The 20166-nt window shown below is 60.4% G+C and carries 16 protein-coding genes and 2 pseudogenes; 6 read left to right on the top strand and 12 right to left on the bottom strand.

From position 1 onward, the window contains the following. The first annotated feature begins 85 nt into the window (after positions 1-85). From A7317_RS12660 to A7317_RS12645, 4 genes are all read left to right on the top strand, one after another. Positions 86-1021 carry a LysR family transcriptional regulator gene (locus A7317_RS12660; protein WP_024075613.1) on the top strand — a complete coding sequence of 312 codons (936 nt, stop codon included), beginning with the start codon at positions 86-88 and terminating at the stop codon, positions 1019-1021. A gap of 171 nt (positions 1022-1192) precedes the next feature. After that, positions 1193-2644: an FAD-dependent tricarballylate dehydrogenase TcuA gene (gene tcuA / locus A7317_RS12655; protein WP_069075950.1), complete on the top strand. Its 1452-nt coding sequence runs from the start codon at positions 1193-1195 to the stop codon at positions 2642-2644. Next, on the top strand, positions 2631-3788 hold the full coding sequence (tcuB, locus tag A7317_RS12650) for a tricarballylate utilization 4Fe-4S protein TcuB (RefSeq protein WP_069075949.1): 1158 nt from the start codon (positions 2631-2633) through the stop codon (positions 3786-3788). Before tcuA ends, tcuB begins: the two co-directional genes overlap by 14 nt. Positions 3789-3835: 47 nt before the next feature. Beyond that, positions 3836-5134 (top strand): MFS transporter, encoded by a 1299-nt coding sequence (locus tag A7317_RS12645; protein WP_069075948.1) that lies wholly within the window; start codon positions 3836-3838, stop codon positions 5132-5134. 96 nt (positions 5135-5230) lie between these two features. Here the strand turns inward: A7317_RS12645 and A7317_RS31550 are convergent. The 6 genes and pseudogenes from A7317_RS31550 to A7317_RS12620 all read right to left on the bottom strand — a co-directional run. Then, positions 5231-5827, bottom strand: a pseudogene (locus A7317_RS31550) (methyl-accepting chemotaxis protein); the annotation flags it as partial. A 261-nt stretch (positions 5828-6088) separates the two neighbouring features. After that, a pseudogene (locus A7317_RS31545) lies at positions 6089-6859 on the bottom strand (cache domain-containing protein); the annotation flags it as partial. Between the two features lie 126 nt (positions 6860-6985). After that, a complete protein-coding gene (locus A7317_RS12635) occupies positions 6986-8239 on the bottom strand; it encodes an OprD family porin (protein WP_024075618.1) in 1254 nt (417 codons plus the stop codon). Between the two features lie 93 nt (positions 8240-8332). Next, positions 8333-9637: a CitMHS family transporter gene (locus tag A7317_RS12630; protein ID WP_024075619.1), complete on the bottom strand. Its 1305-nt coding sequence runs from the start codon at positions 9635-9637 to the stop codon at positions 8333-8335. Between the two features lie 141 nt (positions 9638-9778). Beyond that, positions 9779-11104 carry a dicarboxylate/amino acid:cation symporter gene (locus A7317_RS12625; RefSeq protein WP_069075946.1) on the bottom strand — a complete coding sequence of 442 codons (1326 nt, stop codon included), beginning with the start codon at positions 11102-11104 and terminating at the stop codon, positions 9779-9781. A gap of 43 nt (positions 11105-11147) precedes the next feature. Beyond that, on the bottom strand, positions 11148-12230 hold the full coding sequence (locus tag A7317_RS12620; protein ID WP_024075621.1) for a 4-oxalomesaconate tautomerase: 1083 nt from the start codon (positions 12228-12230) through the stop codon (positions 11148-11150). A 167-nt stretch (positions 12231-12397) separates the two neighbouring features. Here A7317_RS12620 and A7317_RS12615 point away from each other — a divergent pair, with 167 nt between their 5' ends. Continuing rightward, positions 12398-13288 carry a LysR family transcriptional regulator gene (locus tag A7317_RS12615; RefSeq protein WP_024075622.1) on the top strand — a complete coding sequence of 297 codons (891 nt, stop codon included), beginning with the start codon at positions 12398-12400 and terminating at the stop codon, positions 13286-13288. A 135-nt stretch (positions 13289-13423) separates the two neighbouring features. Here A7317_RS12615 and A7317_RS12610 read toward each other — a convergent pair whose 3' ends face one another. Genes A7317_RS12610 through A7317_RS12595 form a run of 4 tightly spaced genes read right to left on the bottom strand, consistent with a single transcriptional unit; the run spans position 13424 to position 18451 of the window. Further along, complete coding sequence (locus tag A7317_RS12610; protein ID WP_069075945.1) at positions 13424-15796, bottom strand: hypothetical protein; 2373 nt, start codon at positions 15794-15796, stop codon at positions 13424-13426. 51 nt (positions 15797-15847) lie between these two features. Continuing rightward, positions 15848-16597: an ABC transporter permease gene (locus A7317_RS12605; protein ID WP_069075944.1), complete on the bottom strand. Its 750-nt coding sequence runs from the start codon at positions 16595-16597 to the stop codon at positions 15848-15850. Positions 16598-16610: 13 nt separating this feature from the next. Then, positions 16611-17612, bottom strand: a complete 1002-nt coding sequence (locus A7317_RS12600; RefSeq protein ID WP_069075943.1) for an ABC transporter substrate-binding protein — start codon at positions 17610-17612, stop codon at positions 16611-16613. Continuing rightward, positions 17609-18451, bottom strand: a complete 843-nt coding sequence (locus A7317_RS12595; RefSeq protein WP_069075942.1) for an ABC transporter ATP-binding protein — start codon at positions 18449-18451, stop codon at positions 17609-17611. The genes A7317_RS12600 and A7317_RS12595 overlap by 4 nt, the downstream gene beginning before the upstream one ends. 136 nt (positions 18452-18587) lie before the next feature. On the opposite strand from A7317_RS12595, the gene A7317_RS12590 reads away from it, so the two are divergent. Beyond that, on the top strand, positions 18588-19331 hold the full coding sequence (locus A7317_RS12590) for a GntR family transcriptional regulator (RefSeq protein WP_024075627.1): 744 nt from the start codon (positions 18588-18590) through the stop codon (positions 19329-19331). A 56-nt stretch (positions 19332-19387) separates the two neighbouring features. On the opposite strand, the gene pqqA is transcribed toward A7317_RS12590, so the two are convergent. Together pqqA and hpaR are read right to left on the bottom strand one after the other, a co-directional pair. Beyond that, a complete protein-coding gene (pqqA, locus tag A7317_RS29965; protein ID WP_081329280.1) occupies positions 19388-19459 on the bottom strand; it encodes a pyrroloquinoline quinone precursor peptide PqqA in 72 nt (23 codons plus the stop codon). A 113-nt stretch (positions 19460-19572) separates the two neighbouring features. Then, positions 19573-19995, bottom strand: coding sequence for a homoprotocatechuate degradation operon regulator HpaR (gene hpaR, locus A7317_RS12585; protein ID WP_024075628.1), 423 nt, complete (start codon positions 19993-19995; stop codon positions 19573-19575). Between the last annotated feature and the right edge of the window lie 171 nt (positions 19996-20166).

Here is a 20166-nt window from a genome sequence, read left to right as displayed (position 1 = left end):
TTATCATCGCGCGGCGCGGAGTGGTTGGATGTCTCTTCCCCACCGTCACCTGGACCGGTATCAATTTGAAATGGAGCCGTAACGCTTGGAACTAAGACAACTGCGCTATTTCGTAAAAATTGTCGAGCACGGCAGCCTGGGGCGTGCAGCCCTTGAATTGGACGTGGGGGTATCGGCGCTGAGCCAGCAAATCGCCAAACTTGAAAGCGAACTCTCGACTCGCCTGCTGAACCGCTCGACCACCGGTGTCACACCGACCCCTGCCGGAATGGCCTTCCTGCACCCTGCCCAGTTGTGCCTGCGGCAAGCAGACAATGCGATCCTCGCCGCGCACCGTGGCCGGATGAGTGGCTACGTGACCGTTGGATTACCGCCCACGACGGCCACGGTACTTGCCCTGCCATTGATCAGTGCGATGCGGGCGCGATATCCAGATATTCAATTGCACCTGATTGAGATGCTCTCCGGGCACCTGGCCACACAGCTGAATGCCCGCCAAATCGATCTGGCCGTTCTGTTTCAACTCGAAGGCGGCAAGCGCTGGAGCGTGACGCCTTTGCTTGACGAGAAACTATTTGTCATCTGCTCGCCACACCTGCCTGATGCGCCGCAAGGCCCCCGTGTGCAAATGGCCGACCTGGGGCAACTTCCCCTGGTGATGCCCAGCGCGCAACACGGTTTGCGCTCAACGCTGATGGCGGCCTTTGAACGGTCGGGGTTGACGCCCAACATCATCATGGAAGTGGATGGCCTGGCCGTGTTGATGAACGCTGTACGCGCGGGTCACGCCGCGACCATCCAGCCCGGCGCCGCGGTGGCGCTCAAAGGTGAATCGGGGCTTTCGGTGGTGGAAATCGCCGATGCTCACGTGGGTCGACGAAACCTGTTGGCGACACTGCCGGATGATGAGCTGGCGCCCGCCGCACTGGCCGCGCGACGGGTCATCACCGACGTGGCGCGACAGCTGGTCATGGATCGGCAATGGCCCGGCGCCTCGTGGATCGAAGACATCACACCCTGATCTCAAGCGTCCCCCTCTTATCTTTCACGGCATGCGCTAACCCGCAAAGCCTTTACGAAAACTAAACACCCCAACCGATAACGCGCCTTTCGACCCCACGCTCGCTGCCCTAAGGTCTCGCCACTCGCGAGGAGCCCTTCGTTCATGCCTCCTCGCGATCGAGGAGTGATGATGATCGACGTATTAGTCATTGGCGGCGGCAATGCCGCCTTGTGCGCGGCGTTAATGGCCCGAGAGGCCGGCGCCAGCGTTATGTTGCTTGAAGGTGCGCCCAAGGCCTGGCGCGGCGGCAATTCGCAACACACCCGCAACCTGCGCTGCATGCACGACGCACCGCAGGATGTATTGGTCGACGCCTACCCCGAAGAGGAGTATTGGCAGGACCTGTTGAAGGTCACCGGCGGGATGACCGACGAAAAGCTCGCGCGCCTGGTCATCCGCGCCTCATCGAACTGCCGTGACTGGATGCGCGCCCATGGTGTGCATTTTCAGCCGTCGCTGTCCGGTGCACTGCACGTCGCGCGCACCAATGCGTTTTTCATGGGTGGCGGCAAGGCCTTGGTCAATGCGTATTACCGCAGCGCCGAGCGGTTGGGCGTGACCATCCGCTACAACGCTCAAGTGACCGACATTGAATTGAAGGATGGAACCTTCGTCGCGGCCCACTTGGGTGAACGTGAAGTGGATGGGCAACGCGTGCCCGCCGAACGTATCCAGGCCAGGACCTGCGTGCTGGCAGCGGGAGGGTTCGAATCCAACCGCGAATGGCTGCGTGAAGCGTGGGGGCAAAACGCGCGCGGCGAGTGGCCTTCGGACAATTTCCTGATTCGCGGCACGCGCTTCAATACCGGCGTACTGCTTAGGCGCATGCAGCAACTGGGCGCCGACTTTATCGGTGACCCCACCCAAGCGCACATGGTGGCCATCGACGCCCGCGCGCCCTTGTATGACGGTGGCATCTGCACCCGCATCGACTGCGTGTCGCTGGGCGTAGTGGTCAATCGCGACGGCGAACGTTTCTATGATGAAGGCGAGGATTTCTGGCCCAAGCGCTATGCGATCTGGGGTCGCCTGGTAGCGGGTCAACCCGGCCAACAAGCTTATTCGATCATCGACCAGCAGGCCGTCGGCCGTTTTATGCCGCCGGTGTTTGCTGGGACCACCGCCCACTCGCTGGAAGCGTTGGCCCGCCAATTAAACCTGCCCGTAGGGCCGTTCGTTAAAACCATCGAGGCCTACAACGCGGCCTGCCGCGTCGGCACGTTCGACCACACCGCCCTGGACGATTGCCACACCGAAGGGTTGACGCCCGCCAAAACCCATTGGGCTCGCCCCTTGGTGAAACCGCCTTTCTGCGCCTACCCGCTCAAGCCAGGCGTGACGTTCACCTATTTAGGCCTCGCGACCGACGAAACGGCCGCCGTTCACTTCAACGGCAAGGCCAGCCCGAACCTGTTTGTCGCCGGAGAAATGATGGCAGGCAACGTATTGGGCAAGGGCTATACCGCCGGTATCGGCATGGCTATTGGTACCGCATTCGGTCGCATCGCCGGTGCGCAAGCCGCCGCCGCGGCCGGCTTCATGTCCCCTTCATTCCAGGAGCCGCACCATGCAGCTGTTTGATCCCCAGGCGCCGGGCACCCTGATTCCCGTCCTCAACCTTGATGAAAGCGAAGTCCAGCGACAAATGACCGTGTGCAATGCCTGCCGCTATTGCGAAGGCTTCTGCGCGGTCTTCCCGGCCATGACCCGACGCCTGGCGTTTTCGGCGGCGGACATCCACTACCTGGCAAACCTCTGCCACAACTGCGGCGCCTGCCTGCATGCCTGCCAGTACGCCGCCCCTCATGAATTTGCTATCAACGTGCCCAAAGCCATGGCCAAAGTCCGCCTCGACACGTACGCCGAGTACGCCTGGCCGCAGGTGATGGGCACCTTATACCGGCGCAACGGGCTGACCCTGGCGCTGTCATCCGGCGCGGGGCTAGCCCTGTTTCTCTGCCTGACGCTGATGGTGATGGGCAATCTGTTCACGCCAATGCCCGGGGGGAATTTCTACGGGATCTTCCCGCATAACACCCTGGCCCTGATGTTCGGCGCAGTGTTTGGTTTCGCGGTCCTCGCGTTGACGATCGGCGTGCGGCGCTTCTGGCGCAATGTCTCGCCGGTCGACGCCTCACCCCGGCAAACAACGTCGGCGGCGCTGGAAGCGACCGCCAATGTTGCCACGCTCAAGTACCTGGATGGCGGCCATGGCGAGGGCTGCAATAACGCCGACGATCAATTCACCTTGTGGCGGCGGCGCATGCACCACTTCACCTTCTACGGCTTCATGCTGTGCTTCGCCGCTACCGGTGTGGCCACGCTCTACCATTTCCTGCTGGGCTGGTCGGCGCCCTACCCCGTCCTGAGCGTGCCGGTGATGCTCGGCATCGCCGGCGGGCTCGGGTTGCTGGTTGGCCCGGCGGGGCTCTTGTGGTTGAACCTGCGCCGCAACGCCGAACAGGGCGACGAACACCAGAAACCCATGGACCGCGGCTTTATCGCGCTGCTGTTTCTCATCAGCGCCAGCGGCCTCGCGCTCCTGGCGTTTCGCGAAACCGTTGCCCTGGGCCTGTTGCTGGCGATCCATCTCGGCCTGGTCATGGCTTTTTTCCTGACCATGCCCTACAGCAAGTTCGCCCACGGCATCTTCCGCAGCGCCGCGCTGCTCAAATATTCCATCGAAAAACGCCAACCCAACCCGATTAACGCCGCAAGCGACTGATCGCTAACACCGTCATTCCAAAAACAAGACTGATCACCACGGTAGCCATGATGAAAACAACAACGCAAGACACCCCGTCCAAGGGTTCAAAACTGGGCGCCATCCTGCGGGTCACCAGCGGCAATTTTCTCGAACAGTTCGACTTCTTTCTGTTCGGCTTCTACGCGACCTACATTTCCCAGACGTTCTTTCCTGCCACCAGCGAGTTCGCTTCGCTGATGATGACCTTCGCCGTATTCGGTTCCGGGTTCTTGATGCGTCCACTGGGCGCTATCGTGCTCGGGGCTTACATCGACAAGGTTGGACGGCGCAAGGGCCTGATTGTGACGCTCTCGATCATGGCCGCCGGAACAGTATTGATCGCGTTGGTACCCGGCTATGCCAGCATCGGTATCGCGGCGCCCATATTGGTGTTGTTGGGGCGGCTGTTGCAGGGCTTCTCCGCCGGCGCGGAAATGGGCGGTGTTTCAGTGTATCTGGCTGAAATCGCCACACCGGGGCGATGCGGTTTCTACACCAGTTGGCAGTCGGCCAGCCAACAGGTGGCGATCATTCTTGCGGCAGCGCTGGGTTACACCATCAACGCCTCCATGGCAGCTGCCGAGGTCGCTGCCTGGGGATGGAGGATCCCGTTCTTCATCGGTTGCGTGATTATTCCGTTCATCTTCATCATCCGCCGCTCCCTGCAGGAAACCGAGGCGTTCAAAGCGCGCCGGCATCACCCAAGTGCCAATGAAGTGTTTCGCTCCATGCGCGACAACTGGCGCACGGTGCTGGCAGGCGGTCTATTGGCGTCCATGACCACTACCACGTTCTACCTGATTACCGTCTACACCCCCACCTATGGCCGCTCCGTACTCAACCTGAGCACCACCGACAGCCTGGTCGTCACGCTCTTCGTCGGCCTGAGCAACTTCATCTGGTTGCCCATCGGCGGCACACTCTCGGACCGCATCGGCCGTCGCCCCCTATTGTTGGCGATTTCCCTGCTGTGCATATTCACCGCGTATCCGGCCATGCACTGGCTGGCCGCAGCGGCAAGTTTCGAACGGCTGCTCTGCGTACTGCTGTACTTCTCTTTCTTCTTCGGTATTTACAACGGCGCGATGGTCGCTGCGCTGACAGAGGTGATGCCGCAAAACGTAAGGGTTGTGGGGTTTTCCCTGGCCTTCAGTTTGGCGACGGCTGTATTTGGAGGGTTTACGCCTGCCGTGTCGACCATGCTCGTGCAGGCGACAGGCGATAAGGCATCGCCGGCCTACTGGCTGATGTTTGCTGCGCTGTGCGGGTTCACCGCGACGACAATCCTGTATCGCAAACAACGCGCAGTGGCCGTCAACGCGTGATGAAAGAGCGTTTTCGTTTACCCGGATAGCGCATGAAAGCAATCATCGCCTTGGCCTGCATTGACGCGTGCTGCGTGTCAATCCAGGCCCAGGCCATCAAATTTTGAACTGCCCCAGCAAACCTTGCATACGACTGCCGATGGTATACAACTCATCGACCGTCTTGACCCCCAGTTGAGTCTGGTTGGCCACCGAATCAATGGCTCGCGCGATCTGATGGACCCCACGGTTGATCTCCTCAGCCACCGAGGTCTGCTCCTCGGCGGCACTGGCGATCTGTGCGTTCATCGCATTGATCGTCGCAATCAGCTCGACAGCATTGCCCAGGAACTCACCCGCCTGATCAGCCTGCGCACTCGCGCCTTGCGCGGCTTCGGTCGATTGGTGCATCGCCTTGACCACACCGCCGGTTGCGTTATTGAGACGCTCAACCATCACCTGGATTTCCTGGGTGCTGCGTTGAGTACGACTGGCCAACGCGCGCACTTCGTCAGCAACCACCGCAAAACCGCGCCCCGCCTCACCGGCACGGGCCGCTTCAATGGCCGCATTCAGCGCAAGAAGGTTGGTCTGCTCGGCGATCGAGCGAATAACATCCAGCACAGTGACGATCGACGTCACATCGTTTTGCAGACTCGCCATGGAGACCCCACTCTCATCCAGCTCCCCCCTGAGTGCCTGCATCCGAGTAATGCTGCCATTGACGATTTGCCGCGCGTGCTGGGACTGCTTGTCGGTCTCGACGGCAGCTTCTGCAGCATTTTGCGCGCTGCGCGACACTTCCTGCGCCGCCGATGACATCTGGTTTATCGCCGCCGCCACCTGGTCGGTTTCCTGGCGCTGCTGGTCCATGGCCCGATCAATCTGCCTGCTCTGCTCGGCCACACGACTGACCGACCCCGTCAACTGTTCGCTCATGGCGACGATCTGGCTGACGAGGCTGTGGATTTTTTCGATAAAGGCATTGAACGAACCGGCCAGTTGCCCCAGTTCGTCTCGACTGACCTGCGGTAGCCGCCGCGTCAGGTCCCCCTCCCCCGCGGCGATTTCGTCAAGGTGCGCCCGAATCAAGGTCAAGGGGCCTAGACTGCGTTTGACCAGCACGAGCGCCAGCGCCCCGATGATGCCGATCAGCGCGACGGCGATAAGCACAATGCTGTACATCAGGTTGCTGATGCGCTGGTCAACGGCGGCGCGCACCTTGGCCACCTGAACTTCAATACTGTCCAGGTTGATCGCGGTGACGACGACCATGTCCCACTTGGGCAAATAAAAACTGTAAGCGAGCTTGGGCACGACTTTATCGGTGTTGACGACCCCACCTGAGTACGTGACGAAGTGGGTGTCGTTTTTTCCCGCTTCGACCATTTCACGGTTCAAGAACTTCCCGTTGATGTCTTTGCGATCACTCATATTGGTGCCGACGCCTTCGCTGCTGTCACCGCGAAACAGGCGCACAACCTGACTGTCGTAGCCGATGAAATAGCCGTCGTCGCCATACTTCACTTTGGACAAGCGGCTGATTGCCAAGGCGCGGCTGGCGAGGTCCCCGGTCGCGGCCCGATCATAGAGTTCGGCGATGGAAGTACGAGCGATGCTCGCGTAGTCCGTGAGTCGAGTGCGGCTTTCCTCGAGCAGCCGCTCGCGAGTCTGTGCGACTTCCTGCTCGGCCTGGGACTGCAACGTGCCACGGGCGCTCAAACCTAAAACAAGCGCAAACAACATCACCGGTAATAAGGTCAGCAGCAGTATTTTAGTTTTGAACGACATCATTTATTTCCTTCGTCTTATCCGATGAAGCCGCCAATGAAAACGCGGCCTGCGAACGTCGCAGAGCCGCGATCGGCGATTTCACCAGAGTGCGATGTCGTAGGTAAAGTAAATACGGTTGCTGTCCCGGCCACGGGAGTAGTCGGCACGGTACACGTAGTTACGCAACCGCACGCCCAACCCCTTGAAGGTGCCTTGTTGCACCACGTAGGCCACTTCGGCGTCCCGCTCCCATTCCTTGACCTTGGTCGAGGACTTGCCGTCGTTACCGCTCAAGTAGCGGGTGGAGAACGTCAGGCCCGGCACCCCGAGGGCGGCAAAGTTATAGCCGTAGCTCAGCATCCAGGTCTTTTCATCCTCCTCGATGAACTTGCCTATCCCGGCATTGCTGAACGAATAAACGGTGGCGCCACTGATATAGGGCAAACCGGCGTCGCCCCTGAGGGCCTGGTACCCGCCGCCGAAGGTGTGACCTGAAATGGCGTAAGACAGTTGGCCGCTGAACATGTCGTTGTCGATCTTGCCTGCGTAGGCAGAACCGCTATCGACACTGTTGAAGTAGCGCAGGTCGCTGGTCAGCACGCCGCCGCCCAACGGCAGATCGTGCTGGATACCGGCGAAGTTCTGGCGGTAGAAGTTCTCCAATTCGCCGTAGAAGTAACTCAACCGGATGTTTTTCCCCAGTTTGTATTCGGCACCGGCGTAGCTGAAGTCGCCGGATTTATCGCCACTGTAGCCATCGGGCACGATCGGCATGCTGTTGCTGGAGTCACGCAACTTGAAGCGATCCAGGCGGCCCCCGGTGAGGCTCAGATTCTGGATGTCGAGGCTGCTGATCTGCGCGCCCTGGTAGGTTTGCGGTATCAGGCGTGCATCGTTGTAGATCAGTACCGGTGTCTTGGGTAACAAGGTGCCGTATTTGACGGTGGTCTTGGCCAGTTGGGCTTTGGCCGTCACACCCAGGCTTGCAAATTCGTCAGCCGCACGCCCGTCATCATGGACGGGCAACAACCCGGTACCGCTGCGACCACGGCCGGAGTCGAGCTTGACCCCGAGCAGGCCAAGGGCATCGACCCCGAACCCGAGGGTGCCTGGGGTGTATCCCGATTGGTAGTCCAACAGAAACCCCTGGGCCCATTCAGTCCGCTCGCTCTTCGCCGTCCTCGCGGCTCGGGCACTCATGCCATGCTCGTCACGGAAGTTTTCATTGAAATAGACGTTGCGTAATTGCAGCTTGAGTTTGCTGTCGTCGATAAATCCTTCTGCACTGGCAGTGGCAAGCGGCAACAAACCAATAACTGAAAACAGCGCGCGTCGGGAATGCAAAGTGCTCATGGCAAACTACTCATTGTTGTTATTTGAAGTGCAGGAAGTCGCGCGCCTCGCGGGTGAGGCGCGTCAGAAGAAGAACCCAGTGGCCTGGTTGAATCAGGTGAAGAGGCTGATCGCTCCGGTCAACAGCGCCAGCGCCGTGATGACCAAGGAGGTGAGCACAGCCCATTTGACGGTGGCTTTCTGGAAGTCGCCGATATCGCGATCGACCATGCCGACCAACAACAAGGTTGAAGCAACCAACGGGCTCATCAGGTGGACCGGTTGACCCAGAATCGACGCGCGGGCGATCTCCACCGGATCGATGCCATAGGCGGCGGCAGCGTTAGCCAGGATCGGCACGACCCCGAAGTAATAAGCATCGTTGGACAGCACGAACGTCAGCGGCATGCTGGTAACTGCCACCACCAGCGGAAACAGATGCCCCCAGGAGGGTGGGATCCAGTCAACCAGGGTTTGCGCAAGGGCATCGACCATTTTGGTACCGGAGAAAATCCCGGCGAAAATACCCGCGGCGAACACCAGCAGCACGACGGTCATGGCGTTGCCCGAATGGGCCAGGATGCGTTCCTTCTGAATGTCCAGTTGCGGATAGTTGATCATCAATGCCAGCACGAACCCGATCAGGAACAGGATCGCCGAATGCATGATGCCCATGACCAGGGCAACCATCACCGCGATCACCAGCAACAGGTTGATGTAGGCCAGTTTCGGGCGTTTGTACGGCGTGTCCTCGAGGATCGCTTCGATGTAGCAGTTACCGCCGCCGCTTTGCAATTGCACGTTACCGATGCGCTTGCGCTCGGCACGCCCCAGCAGGAATGCGGTGAACACCACCCACATCGCGCCGCCAATCATGGTCGGCAGCAAGGGCACGAAGTAAGCACCGGCGTCCAGGCCCAACGCTGCGATCGCTCGGGTGGCGGGGCCTCCCCAAGGGGTCATGCCGCTCATGATGCTCAGGGAAAGCATGGCAATGGTGGCCAGAATCATCGGGTTCATGCCGATACGTTTATACAGCGGCAGCATGGCCGCACAGGTAATCATGTAGGTGGTGGTGCCGTCGCCGTCCAATGCCACCACCAGCGAGAGCAACGCGGTGCCGACAGCGATTTTCATCGGGTCGCCGTTGACGCGCTTGAGGATCTTGCGAATCAGCGGGTCAAACAAACCGGCGTCAATCATCAAGCCGAAAAACAGGATCGCGAACAGCAACAGCGCCGCTGAAGGCGCGACCATTTTCAAGCCATCGAGCATCATCTTGCCGGTTGTGCCACCGAACCCACCGATGACGGCGAACACGATAGGCACCACCGTCAGGGCGACAATCGGCGACAAGCGTTTGGTCATTATCAGGAAGGTGAAGACCACCACCATGGCCAAGCCAAGCAATGCGAGCATAGGTAAGTTCTCTTGTTCTTATGAGTAGCGTGGCCGACGCACAGGCGCGCGACCCCGTTCCCGCCAGATGGCACGACCAACGGTGCCTGGCGGGGGGTATTCATTGATTTAATTGGGGGGGCAGGCCTGAGCCGTGACCGGTCAGACGTGTTTGGTGACCTTCACATCATCCCAGTGTGGCGTCAGGACCGGGGGCACGTCAGGCGAAGGCTTGCCTTCCAGAGTCCGCATCAAGACTTCGCGGTCACAGGCATTCTCCGAGAGCGATATCACCACGGTCGCCACCGCGTTGCTGGCCAGGCTGGTCAACGCCCGGGCTTCCGACATGAAGCGGTCGATACCGATCAGCAAGGCAAGGCCGGCCAGGGGAATGTCATGGATCACCGTCAGGGTCGACGCCAGTGCGACAAAACCCGAGCCGGTGACACCCGCCGCGCCCTTCGAGGACAACAGCATGATTGCCAGCATGGTCACGATCTGTGTCAGGCTCAGGTCGATGTTGCAGGCCTGGGCAATGAACACGGCGGCCAGCGAGAGGTAGATCGCCGTGCCGTCGAGGTTGAACGAGTAGCCCGTGGGCAACACCAGCCCCACCACGCTTTTCTTGCAACCCAGGGCCTGGAGCTTTTCCAGCATCCGCGGCATCACCGGCTCGGTAGAAGACGTCCCGAGCACCACCAGGAACTCTTCGCGCAAGTAGCGCAGCAACTTCCAAAGGCTGAAGCCATGGGCGCGGCAGATACTGCCCAGCACCACAAAGACAAAGAACGCACAGGCGATATACAACGTCATGATCAGCTTGGCCAACGAGCCCAGCGAGGTGATGCCGTACTGCCCTACCGTGAACGCCAGGGCACCAAAGGCGCCGATGGGAGCGAAGCGCATCAGGTAGGAGAAGATCTTGAACACCATGTGTGAAGCCGATTCCAGTACATCCAATACCGGCTTGCCACGCTCGCCAATCGACGAAAGCGCAAAACCGCACAGCACCGCAATGAACAGCACCGGCAGCACTTCACCCTTGTTGAAAGCGCCGATGAACGTCTCCGGGATGATGTGCATGAAAAACTCGACCACGCCCAGCTTCGCCGCGGACTCGGTGTACTGCGACAGCCCCTTGGTACTCAATTGCGCAGGGTCGATGTTCATGCCCACACCGGGCTTGAACAGGTAGACCGACACCAGGCCGATGATCAGGCTGATCACGGTCAGGCCCAGGAACAGCAGCAGGGTCTTGCTCAACAAACGCCCGAGGGAGCGTTTGTCGCTCATGCCGGCGATACCGGTGACGATTGTGCAGAACACCACTGGCGCGATCATCATCTTGATCAGCTTGATAAAGGCGTCACCCAACGGCTTCAAGGCAACGGCCTGTTGCGACCAAAAATGCCCGACCAGCACGCCCAACACAACGGCGAAGAGAATCTGGACGTAGAGCGATTTTACAAACTTCATGGCATCACCCATTTTTAGAATTGTTCTGATGCAGAAACGGTACGACTAGGGGGAGTTACCCGGCGAGTCGTCGGGAAGCCGCAGCGTATACATAACCGGAGAACAGCCTGCGCGACGTACGCACGACCGAGGCACGAATTGTCTCACCCTGAGCACCGGTGTAGGACAAAACAACGTCTATTCCACCACTTGGATGTTCAATCCGCACGTGTTTCAAGCGCGGCTCACTCACCCCGCCCAGCAATTGCGCAATCACACTGCCGTCGGTCACACATGCGGTCGCCAGGCCAATGGAGCCTGTAATCGCCAGTGCGCGGTGGCAATTATGCGGCATGAAATAACGCACCTGAATGGTTCCGCCCGCCTTGGCCGTAGACACCAGGACAGGCTTGGGAATCACTTTGTCACTCACATCGCCAAGGCCCATTGCCAGGCCGGCCTGCAGTCGCAGGGACTCCAGACGCCCCAGGAACGCCTTGTCGGCGTCCAGTTCAGCCGGGCTTTCATCACCGCGCTTACCCAATTGGCCCGCCTCGATGATCATCATTGGCATGGCCATGTCGATGCACGTCATCGGGATGCCGTCAATCACGTCCTGTGTCTGCCCCGTCGGGAAAAGCTTGCCGGTTTTGCTGCCCGCGGCATCGAGGAAGGTCAGTTGCACCGGAGCGGCAGTCCCCGGCACGCCGTCAATGGCGGTGTCGCCCTCATAGCTGACGGTTCCTTCGGGGGTGTAGACCTCGGCGTTCACGAACGTCCCGGTGTTGAGGTTGCGAATACGCACGAGCGTGCGGCCTTTAGAGGCCTTGACCAGCCCTTGCTCAACGGCAAACGGGCCTACGGCGCACAGCATATTGCCGCAATTGGGCGCTGTATCGACTCGACGCTGGGACACCATGACCTGAACGAACAAATAGTCGACATCGGCATCCGGGTGCAGGGATGGGCTGACGATCGCGACCTTGCTTGTCTGGGGGCTGCCACCGCCGATGCCGTCAATCTCCAGCTCGTGGCCAGAGCCCATCAGGTTGAGCAACAGCTCATCACGCTGCTCGATCGAATCAGGGAGGTCCCAGGCGAGAAATACCGGCCCCTTGGACGTACCACCGCGCATAAGCACACAAGGAATTCGTTGCATGAAAACTAACTCTTATTGATCAATCGGGGTGATTAATGCTCTTGAAGCAAGAGTCGCAGGCTTTGAAAAATGTTTCCAATGCAAAAATCGGCCGGATTATTGCGTTTGGCGAATGATAAAATTAGGATGAGCGAGCGCCGCCGCCCCCTCTGGTTGAGGTATAAAAAATGCAATATGAGCTAAACGACATCCGATCTTTCGTGAAAATCGCAGAACTCGGCAGCTTCCACGAAGCGGCTGAAGCCTTGCACCTGTCCCAGCCCGCGCTGAGCAGACGCATGAAAAAACTTGAGGAAGGCTTGGGTACAGCCCTACTCGACCGCACCACAAGAAGAGTGAGCCTCACCAGCGTGGGGCGGGACTTTCTACCCAAGGCTCGCCGCCTGCTGGACGACTTCGACGACTCCATACTCAATATCCGCGAGTTGGCCGAACGCCAAAGCGGGCGCGTGACCCTGGCCTGTATCCCCACCGCAGCCTTTTATTTCCTGCCTTCGGTCATACGCCTCTACAACGAGCGCTATCCACAGATCCGGATCCGCCTGCTTGATCTGAGCGCGAACGAAGGGCTGGAGGCGGTACTGCGCGGCGAAGCCGACTTCGGCATCAACATGATGAGCGGCCAGCACCCCGACATAGAGTTCGTCCCCTTGGTCGACGAGCCTTTTGTCTTAGCGTGTCGACGCGATCATGAATTGGCCGAACGCAGTGCGGTGACCTGGTCGGAACTCAGCAATTACCGTCTGATCGGTGTCGGACGCCTGAGCGGCAACCGGATGTTGCTCGATCATGCCTTGTCGGGGTTGAGTTGGCGCCCGCAGTGGTTCTATGAGGTGCAGCATCTTTCGACGTCCCTGGGCCTGGTGGAAGCGGGCCTCGGGGTATCAGCCGTCCCCAGCCTGGCGATGCCGGCCGTGGATCACCCAACGTTGGTCAGCATCCCGTTGGTAGAGCCCGTGGTGAACCGCTCACTGGGGCTGGTTTACCGACGCGGCGCTTCGTTATCTCCAGCCGCAGAGAAGTTTGTTTCGATTCTGCTTGAACAATGGGAGAAGTGAGTTCGTCCCGTTTACCCTTCACTGGGCATGGCCCTCATGAGAGGGCGCTCGGTCCGCGAATGCCGGCCAACTGACGTAGCGGACTTCCCTGTCCAGTCATCAAACGTGCTGACGTACGGTCTGAACGCGACGGCCTCAAGTCAGTGTCAGGAACAGCGCCGAGGTCCAGACCCGGGACTGATCGCGCTGGCGCGCACAGATGAACAACGGATGCTCACGGCCCGCTTGCAGGTTGAGTCGGGCCAGCTCGATCGTGCCTTGCAGCTCGCGCGGCAGCGGCGCAGCGGTGGTTCGTTCAAGTGAGACTTTCAATTCGGCGCCCGGCAACTCTTCGATCACCTGGGACTGCGCCAGCAGTTCTTCGCCGGACAGCTCCATAAGCACCGTCGGCGCATGCACGTAGGGTTGCGGTTCAGACGGATCGCCGACCTTGATGTAGTTGTCGATGCGGCTACGCACCTGCAACCTCGCGCCGACCAGCTGCGACAGGTCGATTTCGATACTGTCGGTGTCGCCGTTGGTGTCAGTGCGAAAGGCCAGGGTCGTGGCGTCCTTGCGCCACACGGTTTGCTCCGGATGATCCAGGCCCAAGGCGCGAAAGCCGTTGATCACCGCCCCGGTTACCCGAACCTCGCCGGTCCAATAGGCACCGCGATAACGATCCTTGATCCGCGCGCCGCCCAGGCGCAGGCGAATACGTTGGGTGGAAAAGCCCAGCTCCTGATGCAGGTTGCGCGACCAGATCAGTTGATCGCCATCGAACAAATCCACCTGCTCCCAGCCCGCCTCGCCCAGCAATCGATAGCCCAACGTTGCGTTCGAATCCGCCGTGAACACCTCGCCCATGAAGTGCCGGCCCTGACGCAGGCTGGCAAACGAACGCTCGCCGGTGGTGGCAAACGTGCGCCGGGCACGCAGCGCCTTGCCGACACTCGCGCGGTCGAAGCCGTCGGCGACTACGCCGGTCAGCCCGCCGCGCGAACCGAACACTGCCGTGGCCGGTACACCGCCGCCGCAACGGCCCTGATGCTCATCGCTGTTCGCCGCGGCGCCGACCCGATAGCCGCGCTGCAGGGCTTCGGCGTAGACCCAATGGAACTGGCCCCAGGCCGAGCCGACTTCGATCAAGCGCTCCAGCTCCGGGTGGTGCCAGTCGAGGTTGCAGCGGCGCCCGCCGACATGGGGCATCATCAGGTGACCTTCCGGGTCTTTCGCATAGGCCGCGTATAACTCATCCACCGGCCAGGCGCCCGGCTTGATGGTACCGGCAGTGAACTCGTTCCACTCAAAGGAGCGCACCAACCGCCCTTGGTTGTCGAACGGAAACTCGGGCTTGCGATCATGCAGGAATACGACATTGCGGTCGCCGCCCGCACAGGAGTTGCCGCACCACTCGGTGCCGGGGTAGCAGACGAAACGGCCGGGCTCGTTGAGTTCATGAATCAGCTTCACCGCCTGATCCCAGCGTTGCTCGGTGATATTGAAGTCGTTGGCGGTATAGCCGAGCACATCGAGGCCGGCGACATCGCGACCGTAGCTGAGGTTATACAGCGTGTCGTTGGTGCCCACGGTGTCATCGGAGTGCACATGCAGGTCGGCGTACAGCGGACGCAATGCGCCGCCGGCCGGGTCGACGCTGACGAAAGCCTGGGCGCCGCGCACGCCAGGCGTTTCCACCTCGGCGGACAATCGCCACTCGCCCACCGCCCCGAGGTCAAACCCCTCGAGCCGCGCCGTCGCCCACCCTTCATTGGCCAGGGTAAACGCTTGTTGGCGCTCGCCGCCTTCAGGGTCGAGCAGGGTCAGCACACCCTTGAGCGGCAGGTTGCGGCACGTGTTGCCCCAGGCATCATCGACCCGCAGCAGCACGTCGAACGCCTCGCCAGCGCTGACCAGCCGCGGCACGATCAACTGCACGCTCTGCGCTGGCCCCGGCACGATGTTCAGCAACGGATCGCCTGGCACCTCAGCAAACTTCGAGCTGCCCAGGGGGTCGATAAACAGCCGGAAACGGAAGTCTTTCTCGACGAAGCTCTGCACCCGCGTGCCCGCCCCGCCCTGGCGACGGTCGCCCAGGCGAATGGTGATTTTGTCACCGGGGTTCAGGTAGCCGTCGATGATGTCGATGATGATCGCTTTCTGGAACGGCCGCTCATGCCCCTTCTGGTCGAAGCGCACTTTCAAATGCTGCACCGTGGCCTGGCTCTGGCCGGGGACCAGCTCGCCCGCCTGATACTCAGCGCTGACGTAGTTGGGCCCGGCTGGATTCGAGGTCTGGAACAGCGCCCAGTCGGAGTAGAACTTGAAGGCCAGTTTCAACCACGCGCCGTCAGCCAGGCCGCTGCCTCCCACCTCGTAGACCAGGGTGATTTCATCCCATTGGCCAGCGACCAGCGTGTCGCGATCACAGTGGATGCTGCCCAGGAACGGGCGTTTCTTGTTGCGTTCGTAGAGGCCTTGCGGGGCAATGTAGTGCCCGGCTTCGCGGGGATCGAAAACGTTACTCACATGACACCTCGTGCAGTGGTCCACTGAAGGTTTGAAGACACATGGCGATGCTCACTGCACGCGCCATTTCTGGTAGTGACGCTCGATGCGCCGGAACACAAAACTCTCCATCAGCCAGGCAATCAGGCCGATCAGCACGATGCCCAGCAGCACCTGGCTGCTGTTGCCGATCTGCCCGCCCGTGGAGACCATCCAGCCAATGCCTTGGGAAGCGCCGATCATTTCCGCCGCAACCAATGCCCGCCAACCCTGGCTGAAGCCGATGCGCAAGGCTGCGGTCACGAACGGCAATGAAGCGGGTAGATAAACGTGGGCCAGCAGTTGCCCGGCATTGGCGCCCAAGGTGCGTGCGGCGCGGACTTCGCCACCGCGAATGCTCTGTACGCCCTCCTGGATCGTGACCGCCATGGGGAACACCGCCGCGATGAAAATCACCAGCACAATCGAGACATAGCCCAGGCCGAAAATGATCATGATCAGCGGCGCCCAGGCGATGGGCGGGATCGCCATGAACAGGCTGTTGAGCGGCGAGATGAAATCGCGAAAGCGCGAAGACAGGCCACCGGCGGTGCCCAACCCAATCGCCACGAGCACTGCGGCGCAGAAGCCGCCGACTTCTTCCAGGACACTCGCCCTGAGGTGCTGCCACAGCGAAGCGTCGCTGAGCCAGCGCACGGCTTCGCGCGCCACATCCCAGGGCTGCGGCAGGATGTAGGTGGGAAAGCGGCTGGCCAGGGCCATCCAGATCAACAGCAGGAATGGCAGCGAAGCCCATCCCCAATTCGGTTTTGGCAAGGACATGACAGGCTCAGACTCAGCGCGAGGCTTTTTCCAGGTAGGAGGTATCCACGATCTGCTCGGTCTTGAGCGTGGTGTCGATAAAGCCCAGCGCGTGGGAGTAATTCATCAGCCGCTGGATGAATTGGATGTCCGCAGCCTGCAAGTCCGCCGACCAGCCCAATCGCGTCCGTGCCTGGGCGACGATGGCCTGCGGGGCAATGGTCTGGCCGTCGGGCCCTTGTACCGCTTCAAGCTTGAACGCCTCGGCGATGATCCGGTTCGACTCGTCAGGATGCTCATTGAGGAACGCGATGGCCTTGCGGTGCGCGCGCAGCAACTTGACCACATCGTCCGGACGTTCCTGCAAGGTTTTCGGCAGCGCGATCACCACGTACCACGGGTAATTCGGCAGCGCCTGGTTGACGTCGAGCAGAATCCGGCTCGACCCGCGCAGCAACGATTGGCTGACAAAGGGTTCCCAGGAAAACGCCGCATCGACAATCCCGCGCTCCAGCGCCGCGTTCATGTTGCCCGGTGGCATGTCGATGATGTCCAGGTCCTTGTCCGGGTTGAGCCCGGCTTTTTCTTTCAGCACATAGCCGCGCAACAGCACGTCCATGCCACTGCCCTTCTTGACCCCGGCGAGTTTTTTGCCCTTGAGCTGCTCCAGGCTGTTGATCGGGCTCTTGGCGTCGACAATGACCGCGGCTTGCCCGTAGTTGACCTTGGCCAGGATCCGGCTTTGCAGGCCGCGGGAAAACCATTGGTACACCGGCGGTGTGCCGACATAGGCCACGTCCAGTTCACCGGCCGCCAACGCCTGCTGGATCACCGGGCCATCGCCCAGGGCCTTGAGGTCGACATTCAAGCCTTCCTCGCGGTAGTAACCCTGCTTGTCGGCGATCAGCGCCGGGGCGTTGGCCATGGCGAACACATACCCCACGCGCAGGGGTTTCTCTTCGGCAGCCACGGCAAATGTGCTGCTTGCCAAGGCGGCAACAGACAAGGAAAGAGCAAGCAGCGAACGTTTGATCATGCGGTTAACTCAGGTTGACGGGGGGTGGGATCAGCGATGGCGTCGGCCGCTTCCATGACGTGGGAAATGCGCTCCATCAGCTCATTGCGGTAATCAAGAAAGGCCGGCAGGCGACGGGTTTTCAGGTTGGAACGCGGACGCGGCAGATGAATGTCCAGTTCGCTGTGGATGCCGCCCGGGGCGATGTTGAGCACGATGACCCGGTCGGCCAGGAACACCGCCTCGTCGATGTCGTGGGTGATGAACAGCACCGTCTGGCCCAGTTCGGCCCAGATCCGCAGCGTCTCTTCATTCATGCTGTTGCGGCTGATCGCATCCAGCGCGGCGAAGGGTTCGTCCATCAGCAATACACTGGGCTCCAACGCCAAGGTCCTGGCCAGGGAGACGCGCTGCTGCATGCCCCCCGACAGTTGATGGGGCAAGCGTTGCGCCGCGCTTTCCAGACCGACCAGACGCAAGTACTGCAACGCCTGCGCGCGCTGTTGATCCTCGTTGAGCTGTGCCGTCATCCGCAGGCCGAAACGCACGTTTTCCAGCGCGCTCAGCCAGGGAAACAACTGCGGTGCCTGAAACACATAGCCCAACTCCGAGCGCTCCGGCCGCACGGCGGTCTGGTTGATGCTGATCTGGCCGCTCTGGGGTTGTTGAAAACCCGACAACAGATTCAGCAACGTGGTTTTCCCGCAGCCGGACGGCCCGAGGATCGCGACGAATTCGCCCGGCTTGGCGTTCAGGCTGAAAGCGTTGAACACCCGATGCCCGTTGGGGTAGCTGAAACTGATGGCATCGACCGTCAGGGCGTCGGCTTGCAGCGATGCGTAAGGCAAGGAGTCGGGCATGGCAAGTATCGTCAGGTCGTTTACAATGGGAATGCCTGACATAATACGTATTAATACAAGTTGTCCCAATAACCTATTTTTATAACCTTAGAAGTGAAGGCGCACCGCCCCACTCCGAGGCCCCTGGAAGCCGACCGTGTCTACGTCCATTCTTCGCGACAGCACCACCTCGCTCTACGAACAGATCGCCCATCGTTTGCTGGAGGAGATTCAGCGCGGTGATTTCGAACCCTCCGGCAAACTGCCTTCAGAAGCCGAACTGGGCGAACGCTTTGGGGTCAGCCGCGTCACGGTGCGCCTGGCGGTGGGCAAGCTCAGCGACGACGGTGTGGTGGAGCGCAAGCAAGGCAAAGGCACGTTCGTCGCGGCGAAACAGGTTCGACATGGCCTGGATGCGTTGCGCAGTTTCCATGAAGCCTTGTTATTGCAAGGACTCAAACCGAGCATGCAGGTGATCAGCCACACGCTGCAGCCTGTTCCGGAAGCCTTGAAGGGATTGTTTGAAGCCGCGCACGATTGCCTGCTGTTGGAGCGCCTGCATTTCGTGGATGACGAACCCATCGCCCTGGGCCGCAGCCACCTGCCGGCCGAGTTGGCCAGTGTGGTCTGGACCGACGTTGAGCATCAACCGATCTATTCGATCCTGGAATCGATCACCGGCCAGGCCGTCACCCGTGCCGACCTGGCCATTCGTGCGCAAGCCGCCGATGCAAGCCTGGCCAGCACCTTGCACGTCAAACGCGGCGCGGCGCTGCTGGTGATGGAGCGCACCTCGTACTTTGCCGACGGCCGCTGCTGCGACCGCACCACGTTCTTTATCCGTCCGGAACGCTACGCCTTTGTCCTCAGCGGCGTGTTCAAGTCCAGCCCGGCGAAATAGTCGATGTACAGCGCACACCTAGGGCTGGCGCGCCGTTTCCAGGCGTATCGGGGGGCTCATCGAGTGGCGAAGTACATCGTCACTTCAAAGCCAATGCGCATATCGGTATAGGCGGGTTTGGTCCACATGATCATGTCCTCTTATGGGGGGGCGGTAAGTCAGCTTATTAGAGGCCAGGCCAGAGCGCGGCACTTGACTGGACGTGACAAACCTTCTTGTCATTGCCTGCCAGGCAAGACCACTAAGGCTTCAGGCTCTTGAGCTTGTTAAGCAGCTCGAGCAATTGCGCCAACGACTCTTCACCAAACTGCTCCTGAATCTTCAGGTAGTTGCTTTCCATCCCTGCGCTCATGTCGACGAAGCACTGCTGCCCCTGTTCAGTGAGGGCGATGAACACGCGGCGCTGATCTTCGGATGACTTCCTGCGCCGGACGATACCGTCCCGCTCCAGACGGCTCAGCACGCCGGTCAGACTGGGTTTGAGGATGCACGCCAGGTGAGCCAGTTGATGGCTCTCCAACTCGCCCTGCTGGCGCAGGATCCGAATGACTCGCCACTGCTGTTCGGTCAGGTCATGTTCATTGAGCAACGGCCGAAAGAACGCCATGGTCGCCTCGCGGGCCTGGAGCAAAGTCAGCGTAAGGGACGGTCTAGGGGTTGACATGGTTCCACGCACAGTTGAGGTCGAAGCGTCGAAGCTTAGAGTCGGCGCTACTCCCATGCAATAAGGCCGCCCCGAAAAAACGTTAACCTAGAAACATTTTTCCAAAATATTGCAAAACCACCTACCGCGCACAACGATAACATGTTAACAATATGCCAGCCCTGAGCTGAC

It is taken from the genome of Pseudomonas fluorescens (assembly GCF_001708445.1).
Taxonomy (GTDB): Bacteria; Pseudomonadota; Gammaproteobacteria; order Pseudomonadales; family Pseudomonadaceae; genus Aquipseudomonas; species Aquipseudomonas gorinensis.
Note: the sequence above shows the minus strand (reverse complement) of the source record. Positions and strands in the feature narration are given on the sequence as shown.